Genomic DNA, 14044 nt, shown 5'->3' with positions numbered 1-14044 from the left:
ATTAAAAATTAATAATCACATTACGATATATAATTTTTTCTTTTCTTCAGATAAATATCTCTGATAGCATCTAACTCATTTAAATATTCAGGATCTTTAAAATTAGCGTAAGTGTATTTGAGAGGTTCCCATTGCCCAAAATTGTACATTAAGGTAATTTCCGCATATATACCTTTGCCAATATAAATCCTATTTCCCCAGTGTTTTGTGCTCGCTAAAACAAATTGAGTGTGGTGAAGATAGCCGATGTCTATATTCACTTTTCTTTTACCATCAACCGAAAAGTTTTTCTCAATTTCATTCGTTATCAATTTCGCATCCGGCAAAAAACCGGGAGAACTTAGATATTTAAAACTCACCAACCTTGATTCAATTCGTATATTTTTACCCATTTCTTCGTTATAATAATTGGTAAAGCGCTGAAAATCTAATGAAGAAGAAATATAGTCGATAGGTCCAAAATGTTTTTCGAGCAACTCTTTCAAACCCATTTTATAAAGCCATAAATCAGAATCTCCAGCAGTAAATATATGTGCCAAATAATTTACAAGATCTGGTGCTTTAGTCATTCCCATACGACAAACTCACCTCAAAATCTTCCAGTTTTACAGTATATTTGACAAGTGGTGTTTCTATAACCGTTTCACCTTGGTTACCGTGTATCTCCAAATTTTCTCCAAAAGCCAGTTGAATTTGAATATTCTGGTTTGGTGGAACCACAGTTTTGTTTACATATATTTCAGAAGTTCCCCTATTGATAATATTTAGTGTGTATATATTTCTTTGCAGTATATTATTGTAAAACCTTAAATCTTGGATTAGAAAATAAAGAAAAATTAAGTTAACGATCAAGAATGCTACCATCAAAAATTGAAATATTCTAAGTTTGTTATACGTTGTATCTTTCTTTTTTAGCTGGCCTTCTTCTTTTAACTCTTCATCTTCAAAGATTACATTTATCTCTTCACCCAACATAGAACTCAATCTCTTTGCTACATCTGTCAAAGAGACTTTGGAGAAGTACTCAAAGTCTCCGTTCATAAGATTTTCTAAGGTGGATAAAGGTATTTTTAAATTATCTGCTATTTGTTTTGGGGCATAATTGGATTTCTCAATTAATGACCTAAGGTCTTTGTCAAAATGTGCTTTTATCGTTTTTTACCTCCTTAAACTAGCTTTTTAAATTATAACACAATATTGCCTACGTTAGTCAGCAAATTTTTTTTGCAAATAAAAATTTGTAAATTTTAAAATAATACGGTAAAATAATAATGACCCAGGGTAATGAAATTTTTTTCATAGTTCATAAAAAATTTATTACGGGAGGAAATTCCTATGTTTGAAAGAGAAAAAATCCATGAAATAGAAAAGTCAAAAAAAGAATGGGAAGAGAAAAAATTAGAACCTACCTTAAAACGTTTCCCAGAGAGAAAAAAAGAATTTGTTACCTCATATGAAGATGAGATTGAACGGCTTTACACACCTCTAGATATAGAAAACTTAGATTACATTAAAGATTTAGGCTTCCCTGGTGAATACCCTTTCACCAGAGGTGTACAACCAACCATGTATCGAGGTAAATTTTGGACTATGCGACAATATGCAGGATTTGGGTCTGCAGAAGAATCAAACAAAAGATATAAATACTTATTAGAACAAGGCCAAACAGGTTTATCCATAGCTTTTGATCTACCAACACAAATAGGATTTGACTCAGACGATCCCATGTCCGAGGGGGAAGTAGGAAAGGTTGGAGTAGCAATAGATTCATTAAGAGATATGGAGATTCTTTTCGACGGCATCCCTCTTGATAAGGTAAGTGTTTCAATGACTATCAACTCAACTGCGATGATTTTATTAGCAATGTTAATGGCTATTGCAAAAAAACAAGGTGTTCCTTATGAAAAGCTCAGAGGCACTATTCAGAATGATATTTTAAAAGAATACATAGCAAGGGGCACTTACATATTTCCACCTAAAGAATCTATGAAGTTGATAGTAGATATCTTTGATTATGGAAGCAAAAACCTTCCAAAATTTAACTTAATAAGTATCAGTGGTTATCATATTAGAGAAGCGGGTGCTAATGCGGTTCAAGAAGTAGCTTTTACATTGGCAGATGGAATATCCTATGTCGAGGCGGCAATTAAAGCCGGTTTAGATCCAAATGAATTTGGAACAAACCTTTCATTCTTTTTTAACGCCCATAACAACTTTTTAGAAGAAGTGGCAAAATTCAGGGCCGCTAGAAAGTTATGGGCAAGGATTATGAAAGAGCGGTTTGGTGTGACGGATGAAAAGGCGATGAAGTTGAAATTTCATACCCAGACTGCTGGTTCCACGTTAACCGCACAACAACCTTTAAACAACATAATAAGGGTAACAATTCAGGCTTTGGCTGCAATTTTGGGGGGCACTCAATCACTTCACACTAACTCTTACGATGAGGCTTTAGGACTGCCTACAGAACAATCCGTTACCGTCGCCTTAAGAACACAACAAATCATAGCTCACGAAATGGGGGTAAGCGAAACTGTAGATCCCCTAGGGGGATCGTTCGCTATAGAAAAATTAACCTTAGACATAGAAAAAGAAGCTCAAAAATATTTAGAAAAAATAGATGAGATAGGTGGAATGGTAAAAGCCATAGAAGCAGGATATCCCCAAAAAGAAATATTAAACAGTGCTTATAAAACACAAAAAAGAATTGAAAACAAAGAACAGATCATAGTGGGGGTTAATGAATACAATTCTGAAAAGAAAGAAAAGATAGATATCCTAAAAGTTGATGAAGAACAAGAAGAAAAGCAAATAGAAAAGTTAAAGAATTTAAAAAAGCAAAGAGATAACACGAAAGTAGAACAATCTTTGAATAGATTGAAAAAGGCTGCAGTAAATGAGGAAAACTTATTCCCCTATGTTATAGAATGTGTAGAAAACTATTCCACAGTAGGTGAAATAACAAAAATTCTAAAAGAAGTTTATGGAGAGTATCGTGAAAGTACTACAATCTAATTTCTATTTTTAATTTAACTGATTCTTTGCCATATCGAAAGGAGGCAGCTTCGAAATGAGTTCAAAAATCCGTGTATTAATAGCTAAACCAGGTCTCGATGGTCATGACCGCGGAGCCAAAGTTTTAGCAAGAACACTAAGAGACGCTGGAATGGAAGTAATATACACAGGCATAAGAAGAACCCCAGAAGAAATTGTTGAAGCGGCAATACAAGAAGATGTTGATTTAATTGGTTTATCTATACTTTCAGGTGCACACAAAAAGTTATGTCAAAAAATACTAAATTTACTAAAAGAAAAGGAAGCTGATATTCCCGTGACCCTCGGGGGAATCATTCCAGAAGAAGATATCCCGGAACTAAAGGAAATGGGCATAATCGAAATTTTCACCCCAGGTACTTCCTTAAAAGAAATCATCGAGAAGGTGAAAGATATTGCAATGGGAAGAAAAGTATGAACAATTACTTCCAAAATTTAAAGCCCAGAATAAAACTGCTCTAGCGAAGATGATATCTCTATTAGAAGATAATTATTTTCAAACCTGGGAAATAATTTCTCGATTACATTCGGATATTCAACCAAAAAATTCATATGTAATAGGTGTTACAGGGAGTCCTGGCGTTGGAAAAAGCTCTTTTATCTCAAGATTGGTCTCATTTTACTCCAATAAAGGTCAGAATATTGGAATAATCCTGATTGATCCCAGTAGCCCTTTCAGTGGTGGGGCTTTTTTGGGAGATAGGGTAAGAATGTTTGATTTAACCAACTCTTCTAACGTTTATATCAGAAGTATAGCAAGTAGAGGAGCAATGGGAGGAGTTTGCAATTCAATTTATGATATTATTGATGTAATGAAGGCATTTGGCTTCGATACAATAATCATAGAAACCGTAGGAACCGGTCAATCAGAGATTGATATATTCTATGCTTGTGACACTACTCTTTTAATATTATCTCCTGATTCTGGTGACGAAATTCAAATTTATAAGGCAGGAATAATGGAAATAGCTGATTGCTATATTGTTAATAAGATAGATCTACCTAATTCCAAAAGGTTTTTAATGTACTTAGAAAATTATTTGGATTCAAGAAACGAAGGTGATAAAAAGGTTTTTGGCGTTAGTTCTACTGAAAACAAAGGATTTGAAAAAGTTTACGAATGGTTAGAATCGAGTAGAAAACACTTTCAAATCCATAATTCAAAAGAAAATTTAAGAAAAAAAAGTCGCGTTAAAAACTATCTTTTCCATTTGATTGAAAATTTCTTGGAAGGTTATTCTTTAGAAAATCAAGATACCGATTCCCTTAAAAAAGACGTTATAGCATTCATCTGTGAAGAGGAGGGAAACAATGGAAACAAAAATTGACCACATCGGAATTGCTGTCAATTCCATAGAAGAAGCATTCAAGTTATATAGGGACTTGCTTCACGTTGAAAAGAGTGCAGAAGAGATCCTTGAAGATAGGGGTATAAAAGTTATCTTTTTGTACATTAAAGATGTTAGAATAGAATTGATGGAACCTACAAGAGAAGACTCTGAAATATCAAACTTTTTAAAAAAACGAGGCGAGGGATTTCACCACATCGCATACCAAGTAGACAACATTAAAATGGTCATGGAGAACGCAAAAAAACTTGGTTACAAAACCTTATCTGATGAACCTAATCGAGGAGCAGGTGAAAGTTTAGTCTTCTTTTTACATCCAAAATCTGCTAACGGTATTTTAACCGAGTTTGTTGAGTATCGTAAATAATAAATTCGGGTTGCAGGGTCTAAGGGACCTTCGGCCCCTTCCTTAAAGGGGTGGGCTACGGGGCAAAGGGGTGCTAAAAAAGATTTTAGAGTTTCTAAAAGCAGTAAATATCGCAAATAAGGAGGCTTTATATATGCCAGATGAAGAATTAATTCAAAAAATAGAAGAGTTGAGAAAAAAGAAAGAATCCCTTCTTGTTGGAGGAGGAGAAGAGAGAATAGAAAAACAACATAAAACGGGTAAGTTAACAGCCCGTGAAAGAATAGAAGCTCTTGTAGATGAAGGTACTTTTGAAGAAATCGATATGTTGGTTAAACATAGATGCACATACTTCGGTTTAGATAAAAAAGAGTTTCCATACGATGGAGTTGTTACAGGATTTGGAGAGATCAAAGGCAAAAAAGTTGCTATTTTTTCTCAAGATTTCACCATTCAAGGTGGATCCCTTGGAGAAATGCATGCAAAGAAAATAATGAAATTACAAGATTTGGCAATGAAATACGGCATTCCTTTAATCGGAATAAACGACTCTGGTGGAGCTAGAATACAGGAAGCGGTTGATGCCTTATATGGTTACGGTGGAATCTTTTATAGAAACACCCAGGCTTCTGGTGTAATCCCACAAATAACCGTTATAGCTGGCCCGTGTGCAGGAGGGGCGGTTTATTCTCCGGCGATAACTGATTTCGTAATTATGGTGGATCAAACTTCTCAAATGTTTATCACTGGTCCCCAGGTTATAAAAACTGTGACTGGAGAAAACATTGATAAAGAAAATCTGGGAGGAGCAAAGATTCATAACTCAAAAAGTGGCGTTGCCCACCTTTTGGCAAAAGACGATGAGGAAGCCATGGAACTTGTCAGAAAGCTACTTTCTTATATACCTTCAAACAATATGGATCCTGTAGAACCCACTGATTACGATAAAAGCTACGAATTACCTGAAGAAATAAACGAAATAGTTTCACCAAACCCGAAAAAAAGTTACGATGTAAAAGATTTAATCAAATTAGTATTTGATCCAGGTACCTTCTTCGAAATTCATCCTCATTTTGCCAAAAATATTGTCGTAGGCTTTGCAAGATTGGAAGGAAAATCCGTGGGGATTATAGCCAACCAACCAAAAATTTTGGCAGGTTCACTCGATATCGATGCTTCCGATAAAGCAGCCAGATTTATAAGATTCTGTGATTCTTTTAATATACCTATTATAACCTTTGTTGACACACCTGGATATTTACCGGGTGTATCTCAAGAACATGGAGGAATAATCCGACATGGAGCAAAGCTTTTGTATGCTTATTCTGAATCCACCGTTCCAATGATCACAGTAATTTTAAGAAAAGCCTATGGTGGAGCATATATTGCAATGGCTTCACAACATTTGGGCTCTGATTTTGTGTTTGCATACCCAACTGCGGAAATAGCTGTTATGGGATCCGAAGGAGCAGCAAACATTATCTTTGCTAAAGAAATTGAAAGTTCAGAAAATCCTGAAGAAACGAGAAAAAAACGTGTCGAAGAATACAAGGAGCGGTTTGCAAATCCCTTTGAAGCAGCCTCAAGGGGCTATATAGAAGATGTTATAGAACCCATCGAAACAAGAAAAAAATTATCCGCATCTCTTTCTATAGCTTACTCAAAGGTAAAACCAACTCCATCTAAAAAACATGGAAATATTCCTTTATGATGGAGGGTTAATTATGAAAAAGGTATGGTTTATTGCGTTAATGGGAATATCTATAGTTTTTTTATTGCTAATAATTTTAATGACAATTATTTGGCTTTTTCGCTTTTTCTTTAAAAGTAAAAATAGTAATAATTTACCGGGTAAATCAAGTTTAGAAAAACCTCAAAAAGAGTACATAAAGCCACCACAAGTTAAAAGAATTGAAAACCATGAAAAAAGAGATAAAAGAGATGAAGAAGAACTTTTTGCTATCGTTTCAGCTATAACTACTTATCTTACTCATAAAGAATTCAAAATTGAAAGTATTAAAGAAGTTCCAAACAAAGAGTTAGAATCAAAAAGGCAAATTAAAACAAGGTGGATGAAACATGAACCTTCTATTTCTTGGAGACCTTATTACAAAAAAAGGTGGAGGTAAAGTAAATTGAAAAGAAAATTCAAAGTTACTATAAACAACAAAACCTATGAGGTTGAAGTTGAGGAAATAGGCTCTGAAAATATTAACGAAGCAAAAATAAAAGAAACAGAAGAAAGAACCTCTAAAAGAGAACAATTTAGTGAGACTCTCAAACCTGTTTCTGACAAAAAAATCGAAAAAAAGACCAAGAAGAAACCTACGAAAAAACAAAAAGTTGACGAAGAAAAGATCCCCGAGGAATCAACTAAAAGAGAAACAGACTCGGGTTATGAGGTCAAAGCTCCTCTTCCAGGAGTAATTAACGAAATAAATGTGAAAGAAGGACAGAGCGTTAAAGCTGGAGATAAGCTTATTGTAATAGAAGCAATGAAGATGGAAAATGAAATACCCGCTGAAAATGATGGTGTAGTTGAAAAAATTTTGGTAAAAAGAGGAGACAGCGTTGAAGGTGACCAAACATTAATGATCATAAGGTAAAAACTATTAATTCTTCATCGTGAAAGGGGGCACGTGTCTCGATCAAATGAGTGAAACTCTCGCTTTGAAAATAAGACGATTTGTAATATCCATTATAATTTTTGTTCTTATAGTCTTTACTGGAACGGTAGGGTATATGGTACTGGAAGATTGGAATTTTCTAGACTCTTTATTTTTTACTATAATCACATTAAGTACCGTTGGATATAGTTTACCTGCCGATTTGTCAAGAGTTTCACAAATATTTACAGCAACATTGATTTTCTCCGGAATAACGGTAGTTTTATACTCTCTTTCAACCCTAACCTCCTTCATTGTTGAGGGTGAGATGAGAAATGTTTTGGAGGTAAGAAAAAGGATGAAAAAAATAAACGGTATGAATAATCATTATATTGTTGTAGGAGCCGGTAAAACTGGATTTTTTGTCTGCCTAAATATGCTGAAAGAGAAAAAAGATTTTGTCCTATTGGACAAATCAGAAGAGAGAGTCCAACAATTCCTGAAAGAAATAAATGCGGAAATTCCATATTTTATCGGTGATGCAAAAAATGAAACGGTGCTGGAAGAAGTTGGGGTCAAAAGAGCCGATAGTATCATATTAACCCTACCTTCCGATGTGGATAACTTGTTTGTTGCTTTAACGGTGAAAAGTATAGTACCTAAAATCAACATTATTTCAAAAGTCAACGACCCAGAATCGGTGAAGAAACTATCTTATGCCGGGATCAACAAGATCGTTCTTGAATCAGAAATCTCCGGTAATAGATTAGCCTATATGGCAACCCGGCCTAACATTGTATCATTTCTTGAAACGATCATTCATACACCTGAAAAGGATTTACAGCTAGAAGAGGTCGATATACCAAAAAACTCTTGGATAAACGGTAAATCCCTTAAAGAAATAGCCTTACCCGACAAGGTGGAAATGATAGTGATAGCCGTAAGAAAAAAGGATAATAACAGCATATTTAATCCTAAGGCAAATACAATAATAGAAGAAGGAGACGTGATAATAGTACTGGGGGAAGATTCTAAAATCAAAAGATTACGGGAGATAGTTGAGCAAGAAAGTTATCAGTTAGGCTGAGGGGGTATAAAATGTACAAAAAAACTTTGTTTCCCACTTTAACGATTCTTTTACTTTTTTCACTTGGATTTTCAATAAATTTAGAACTTGACTTTCAAGGAACATACGATAATTACGATGAAGAAACCTTCACTGACAGGATAGGTATAAAATTATACAATTACACTCCAAACTTTGATATCACAAGCGGGTTAGCCTTCTACAACGATGATAAATATTATTTTTATGAGTCAGATTATTATTGGGATCATTATTTTTTGATTGAAAATAGTTATATCACCCTTAGAAACGACGATCAAACCCTTGAGTTGAGTGGTGGTATAAAGCAACTAAAAGATGAGGTAAATTCTCCTTATTCATTGTTCTTTTCTTCCAATAAGATTCCTCTTGTCAATTTAGATGTAGGTTATGAAGATGAACATTTCTTTTTTGAAACCATGTGGGTTCAATTGGTAAGTCCAAATAACAAATATTTTGAGGATACCTCTAAAGCCATGAATTACAAAACGTATGGATTGAAATTTGGCAATTTCAGGGTGGGTTATCAAGATGCACTCGTTTACAACAGGGCTTTTGACTTTTTTTACTTTTTAAATCCTATGCCTGCATATTTTGCTCAAGAAAGCAGAGCATCAGGGAATGATATGCCTTGGTCGGAAAAAATAAACGATAACTCGATAATGGGATTCTTCTTTGATTACAAGGACTCTAATTACTATATTTACTCTCAACTATTAGTAGATGATTTCAACACCAACAGGTTCTTCAACCCGCATGACAGACAAAATCCTGACAAAGTAGCCTTTTCTTCAGGATTAAACCTAACAAGCAACTTAGGAACTTTTGGTGTTTACGGTGCTTTTGCAACCCAATACACTTTTCAACCAGGAGGCGGGCCAGGTTACACTATCTATCCGGAAAGTATTTATTATTATTATTATTATTATTATAATAATGATAATGAGAAGATTATGAAGATTATAGAGTACACAGATAACTACATCGGATATAAATACGGTGAAAACACGGTTTCTCTCATGGTTGACTATGATTATACGTACAATAACTGGTTCAACCTTTATTCTTCTTTTGAAACCGTGTTTTCTGGAAGCAAATCTCCAACCAAGAAAACCGCTCCAGAGGAAGGTACCTACCTTTTGGATGAGCCACTTTTGGAAAAACGATATGTGTATACCATAGCAACAAACTTCTATTTTAACAATCTAGAGTTTAACATATCAGCTGATATGGGAGTAATACAAAACAAATTAGAATTCGATAAAGATGAAGAGACTTTCGAACCTTCAAGTGAAGATGAAAATATTTTAAAACTAAACTTTGGATTTGGTATAGAATTTTAATATAATTTTTAAATAAAAACAATAACCTTACTTATATTTTCTGTTATAATTGCACATGAAAAAATCCTGCTTCTGATAAGTTCAGAGGCCTAAGACCATAGGAGGAGGTATAAAATGGGAAAAAGATACTACGAAACAATGTTTGTCGTTAGAACAGACATTCCTGAAGAGGAAAGAAATGCTTTGGCAGAAAAGGTGAGAGGTTGGATAGAAGGCCAACTGGAAGGTGAAGTCGAAGAGTTCACGAGATGGGGTGTAAGAAAATTAGCCTATAGGACTCAAAAAGGTAAATTTACAGAAGGAGATTACACTTACATCATATACAAAGCTGATCCAGAAAAGGTTAACCAACTGGATGATCTTTTTAAAGTTAACCAAGAGATTTTTAGGTTCCAAACGATTAGAAGAGAAGATCTTGAGAAAAAAGTAAGAAAAACTCAAAAAGAAGCAAAAATAAAAGTAGAAGAGCCAGAAACTTCTGAAGAAATTTAACGAAAATTAGGAAGTGTTTTTTATGTCTATTTCTTATAACAAAGTTATTTTGGTTGGGAGATTAACGAGAGATCCAGAGATACGTTCTACTATGAATGGAAATAACGTTGCAAACTTTCATTTAGCTGTTGATAGACGTACTTCAAATAATCAAGATGGTACAGATTTCATAAGAATTGTGGCTTTTGGTAAACAAGCGGATTTTGCATCAAACTATTTAAAAAAAGGGAAGTTGATCCTGGTGGAAGGATCACTTCATATCAATCAATGGACAGATAGAGATAATATTAAAAGAGAAACTGCAGAAATTTGGGCGAATAGAATGAATTTTATGGAAACAAAAAAGGCTGAACAGGCTAACGAATTTTCTGACATGGACATTACAGTAGAAGAGGGATTTTTCGATAAAGATAGAGTTTCAGATACCGATCCGATTGAAGAAATAGATGATGGCGCTATACTCGAGAACGATGAGCTTTTAGAAGAAAGCTTTAGTGATCTTGAAAACCATCTTTCTTCAGATGATAAACCTATTTGATCTGAAGAAAATTTAAAAGTAAGTTTTTAATAAAAATAGTAACGGGAAAGAAAATAACAATTGGGAAAACGGAGGTTTTAAATAGGATGGCTTACGTTAAAAGGGAAAGAAAGAAAGTAAAAAAATGCAAATTATGCAGAGATAACGTTGAATATATTGATTACAAAGATGTGAGAAAATTGAAAGAGTTTATGAACGATAAGGGAAAAATCCTTCCAAAAAGGATCAATGGAAATTGTGCCAAACATCAAAGAATGGTTCGAAGAGCGATTCATCGTGCTAGAAAAATGATGTTGGTTCCTTATGTGAACGAGTGAGGCGACAATTTACATCGCAAATACAATAGATAGAGGGATTCCTCTATCTATTTTTTTTGAAGATGTGTTTTTTACCTAATTATGATAAAATTGTATAAAGGGGTGTTTTTACAGATGAAAGTATTGTTATTAGAAGATGTGGCAAAATTAGGGAAAAAAGGTGAAATAAAAGAAGTTTCTGATGGATACGCAAGGAATTATCTGATTCCAAAGAATTTGGCTGTTGAAGCAACCGACGGTTATATAAAGCACATCAAGGAAAGCAAAAAAATAGAAGACAAGAAGAAGGAAAATCTAAAGAAAAGAAGCGAAGAAATTTTAGAAAAATTAAAAGATACAAAAATAGAAATAAAAGCAAAATCTGGAGAAAAAGGCAAGCTTTTTGGTGCTGTAACAGCTCAAGACATATCCGAGAAAATAGAAGAATTACTCGGTGAAAAGTTTGAAAAAACTTGGTTTGATGAAAAGGTAAACATAAAAGAATTAGGAACTCACACTTTAAAAGTGAAACTTCCTCAAGGTGTGAGAGGAGAAATAAAGGTAGAAATAAAATCAGAAAACTAACAAAATTACAATGGGAGTTGTGATAGTTGGAGTTTTTAATAAGATCAAAGGCATTGTATACGACTTGGGTTTTTTATAAGCCAGATAGAATACTTTTCGATGCAGGTGAAGGTGTTAGTGCAGAGTTAGGAAACAAAATATATGGAATCGAAAAGATTATTTTAACACACTCCCACGTAGACCATATAGCTGGATTGTGGGGAATCGTTAATACTCGTAATAACGCTATGGGGAACAGAAATAAAAAACTAGCAATTTACTATCCAAAGGGATCGGAAAATATTACTGAGTATTTAAACTTTATAGGTAAAATGAATAGAAGATTAAGATACGAAATAAATTTTACGGAAATAACGTTATCGGATACGATCCCTCTAAACAACAAAAGATTTATAAAACCCTTTAAAACAAGACACACCCCTGGAGAAGTCTCTTTTGGTTACCAAATTTTGGAACAAAGAAAAAGACTAAAACAAGAGTATAGAGAACTAAAAGAATCAGAAATAAAAGATCTAATAATTAATAAAAAAGAAGATATCTTAGAAAATTATATTGCCAACATACTAACTATAAGCGGAGATTCCCTACCTATTCCACCCAATTTCGCAAAAGATTGTGGAACGTTAATTCATGAATGTACCTTTTTTGATGAAAGTGACAGAAAAATTAGAAACCATACCTCTCTATCAGAATTAAAAAAATTAATAAACATCTCCAAGCCTAAAAGAGTTATTATATACCATGTCTCAAGTAGGTACAACAGTAAAATTAAGTGGGCCAAAGAAGAATTGAATGAAGAATTTCCGAATATACAAATAAATATCGTCCACCCAGAAAGAGTTTTCAAAATCTAAATTAAATATGAGGTGATAATTATGGGTCAATGGGGTGTGTGGGTTATTTTTGCAATAATTTTTGCGGTGGCTGAAGCTATACTTCCATCTTTTTTCTTTCTATGGTTCGCCATAGGAGCTGGAATAGCAGCTATTACATCTTTATTTATTTCATCGGTTGTTTTAAATTTGCTAATATTCTTAATCGTTTCTTTTTTGTTGTGGATCTCAACAAGAAAAATTGTACAAAATATGTACAAAGGTTCTTCTACTATAAAACCTTATCAAGATCAATTTGTTGGTATGAAAGCTAAGGTTGATAAGATTGATGATAAAGGAAGAATCATCGTTAAAATAAAAGGCGACGAATGGAGAGCGTATCCGGAAGATGAAGAAAACTATTTTAATGTGGGCGATGATGTTATAATAACAAAAAAAAGCGCTAATTTTGTATATATAAAAAAAATCAAAGCCTTTGAAAATAATCAAAAAAAAGACATCGAGGAATAGAATGTTTTTTGGTGGACACAATTTGAAAAAGAAAGGTGGGGAGAATAATGTTGGTAATATTGATAATAGTAGTTTTGTTTTTGATTTTTATTGCAGCAATGAGTTTGAAAATTATACGTCCTTACGAAAAAGGTTTGGTAGAAAGATTAGGGAAGTTTCATAGACAGGTTGATTCTGGATTAAATTTCATCATGCCTTTCATAGAAAGAATAACCAAAGTAGATTTAAGAGAAATGGTAATCGACGTTCCACCTCAAGAGGTTATCACTAGGGATAACGTTATAGTTACTGTTGATGCTGTTATATATTATGAGGTAACTGATGCTTATAGAGTAGTTTACAACGTTGGAGATTTTACATCTGCTGCTGTTAAATTAGCTCAAACAAATTTAAGGAACGTCATCGGCGAATTAGAATTAGACCAAACATTAACCTCTAGGGAAAGAATCAACACAAAACTCAGAGAAGTATTAGATGAAGCCACCGATAAATGGGGAGTAAGAATCACCAGAGTAGAGATTAAAAAGATCGATCCGCCTCAAGACATTATGGATGCAATGAGCAAACAAATGAAAGCAGAAAGAATGAAAAGAGCTGTGATCTTAGAGGCTGAAGGGTACAAACAATCAGAAATTACCAAAGCGGAAGGTGATAGAAATGCCGCGATACTAAAAGCAGAAGGTGAAGCAGAAGCCGTTAAGAAAAAAGCAGACGCCCAAAAGTATAAATTGAGTATCGAAGCAGATGGAGAAGCCGAAGCAATCCTTAAAGTTTTCAACTCAATCCATAAGGGTAATCCTACAAAAGATTTAATAACAATAAGATATTTTGAGGCATTAAAAGCAATATCAGACGGAAAATCAACAAAGGTCTTCATGCCTTATGAAATTTCAGGAATATTGAGTTCTGTAGCTGCTATGGCAGACATTTCGAAAAACGATACAATCTCTGATAGCAATCCAGAAAATAAAGAATAAATCTCTGAGG

At 33.8% G+C, this 14044-nt stretch carries 18 protein-coding genes; 16 read left to right on the top strand and 2 right to left on the bottom strand.

What is annotated here, in order from left to right; translation table 11 throughout:
* Positions 1–20: 20 nt before the first annotated feature.
* Together ACW9JY_RS06180 and ACW9JY_RS06175 are read right to left on the bottom strand one after the other, a co-directional pair.
* A complete protein-coding gene (locus tag ACW9JY_RS06180) occupies positions 21–575 on the bottom strand; it encodes a DUF4416 family protein (RefSeq protein WP_103898262.1) in 555 nt (184 codons plus the stop codon).
* Complete coding sequence (locus ACW9JY_RS06175) at positions 562–1041, bottom strand: hypothetical protein (RefSeq protein ID WP_457283728.1); 480 nt, start codon at positions 1039–1041, stop codon at positions 562–564. The genes ACW9JY_RS06180 and ACW9JY_RS06175 overlap by 14 nt, the downstream gene beginning before the upstream one ends.
* A gap of 294 nt (positions 1042–1335) precedes the next feature.
* Between ACW9JY_RS06175 and ACW9JY_RS06170 the strand changes: the two genes are divergently transcribed.
* The 16 genes from ACW9JY_RS06170 to ACW9JY_RS06095 all read left to right on the top strand — a co-directional run bounded on the left by ACW9JY_RS06170 (position 1336) and on the right by ACW9JY_RS06095 (position 14034).
* Positions 1336–3015: an acyl-CoA mutase large subunit family protein gene (locus tag ACW9JY_RS06170; protein ID WP_457283727.1), complete on the top strand. Its 1680-nt coding sequence runs from the start codon at positions 1336–1338 to the stop codon at positions 3013–3015.
* 55 nt (positions 3016–3070) lie between these two features.
* Positions 3071–3472, top strand: coding sequence for a cobalamin B12-binding domain-containing protein (locus tag ACW9JY_RS06165; protein ID WP_457283726.1), 402 nt, complete (start codon positions 3071–3073; stop codon positions 3470–3472).
* Complete coding sequence (locus ACW9JY_RS06160; protein WP_457283725.1) at positions 3450–4382, top strand: ArgK/MeaB family GTPase; 933 nt, start codon at positions 3450–3452, stop codon at positions 4380–4382. Before ACW9JY_RS06165 ends, ACW9JY_RS06160 begins: the two co-directional genes overlap by 23 nt.
* Positions 4366–4770 (top strand): methylmalonyl-CoA epimerase, encoded by a 405-nt coding sequence (gene mce / locus ACW9JY_RS06155; RefSeq protein WP_457283724.1) that lies wholly within the window; start codon positions 4366–4368, stop codon positions 4768–4770. Before ACW9JY_RS06160 ends, mce begins: the two co-directional genes overlap by 17 nt.
* 133 nt (positions 4771–4903) lie before the next feature.
* The gene (locus ACW9JY_RS06150) at positions 4904–6460 is read left to right on the top strand and encodes an acyl-CoA carboxylase subunit beta (RefSeq protein ID WP_457283723.1); all 1557 of its coding nucleotides are present in this window, start codon (positions 4904–4906) and stop codon (positions 6458–6460) included.
* 13 nt (positions 6461–6473) lie between these two features.
* A complete protein-coding gene (locus ACW9JY_RS06145) occupies positions 6474–6878 on the top strand; it encodes an OadG family transporter subunit (protein ID WP_457283722.1) in 405 nt (134 codons plus the stop codon).
* A gap of 6 nt (positions 6879–6884) precedes the next feature.
* The gene (locus ACW9JY_RS06140; protein WP_457283721.1) at positions 6885–7355 is read left to right on the top strand and encodes a biotin/lipoyl-containing protein; all 471 of its coding nucleotides are present in this window, start codon (positions 6885–6887) and stop codon (positions 7353–7355) included.
* 64 nt (positions 7356–7419) lie between these two features.
* Entirely contained in the window at positions 7420–8442 is a 1023-nt protein-coding gene (locus ACW9JY_RS06135; protein WP_457283720.1) for a potassium channel family protein, read from the top strand.
* Positions 8443–8453: 11 nt separating this feature from the next.
* On the top strand, positions 8454–9803 hold the full coding sequence (locus tag ACW9JY_RS06130) for a hypothetical protein (RefSeq protein WP_457283719.1): 1350 nt from the start codon (positions 8454–8456) through the stop codon (positions 9801–9803).
* Between the two features lie 114 nt (positions 9804–9917).
* Positions 9918–10295, top strand: a complete 378-nt coding sequence (gene rpsF, locus ACW9JY_RS06125; RefSeq protein ID WP_103077781.1) for a 30S ribosomal protein S6 — start codon at positions 9918–9920, stop codon at positions 10293–10295.
* Positions 10296–10317: 22 nt separating this feature from the next.
* Positions 10318–10833, top strand: coding sequence for a single-stranded DNA-binding protein (locus tag ACW9JY_RS06120; protein ID WP_103077780.1), 516 nt, complete (start codon positions 10318–10320; stop codon positions 10831–10833).
* Positions 10834–10919: 86 nt separating this feature from the next.
* Entirely contained in the window at positions 10920–11150 is a 231-nt protein-coding gene (rpsR, locus tag ACW9JY_RS06115; protein WP_103077779.1) for a 30S ribosomal protein S18, read from the top strand.
* A 114-nt stretch (positions 11151–11264) separates the two neighbouring features.
* Positions 11265–11714 (top strand): 50S ribosomal protein L9, encoded by a 450-nt coding sequence (rplI, locus tag ACW9JY_RS06110; protein WP_103077778.1) that lies wholly within the window; start codon positions 11265–11267, stop codon positions 11712–11714.
* Between the two features lie 26 nt (positions 11715–11740).
* Complete coding sequence (locus tag ACW9JY_RS06105; protein WP_457283718.1) at positions 11741–12568, top strand: MBL fold metallo-hydrolase; 828 nt, start codon at positions 11741–11743, stop codon at positions 12566–12568.
* 21 nt (positions 12569–12589) lie between these two features.
* On the top strand, positions 12590–13057 hold the full coding sequence (locus tag ACW9JY_RS06100; protein ID WP_103077776.1) for an NfeD family protein: 468 nt from the start codon (positions 12590–12592) through the stop codon (positions 13055–13057).
* A 47-nt stretch (positions 13058–13104) separates the two neighbouring features.
* Positions 13105–14034, top strand: a complete 930-nt coding sequence (locus ACW9JY_RS06095; RefSeq protein ID WP_103077775.1) for an SPFH domain-containing protein — start codon at positions 13105–13107, stop codon at positions 14032–14034.
* Positions 14035–14044: the final 10 nt, after the last annotated feature.

The organism is Petrotoga sp. DB-2, from assembly GCF_054051725.1.
This window is presented reverse-complemented; position numbering and strand designations above follow the sequence as displayed.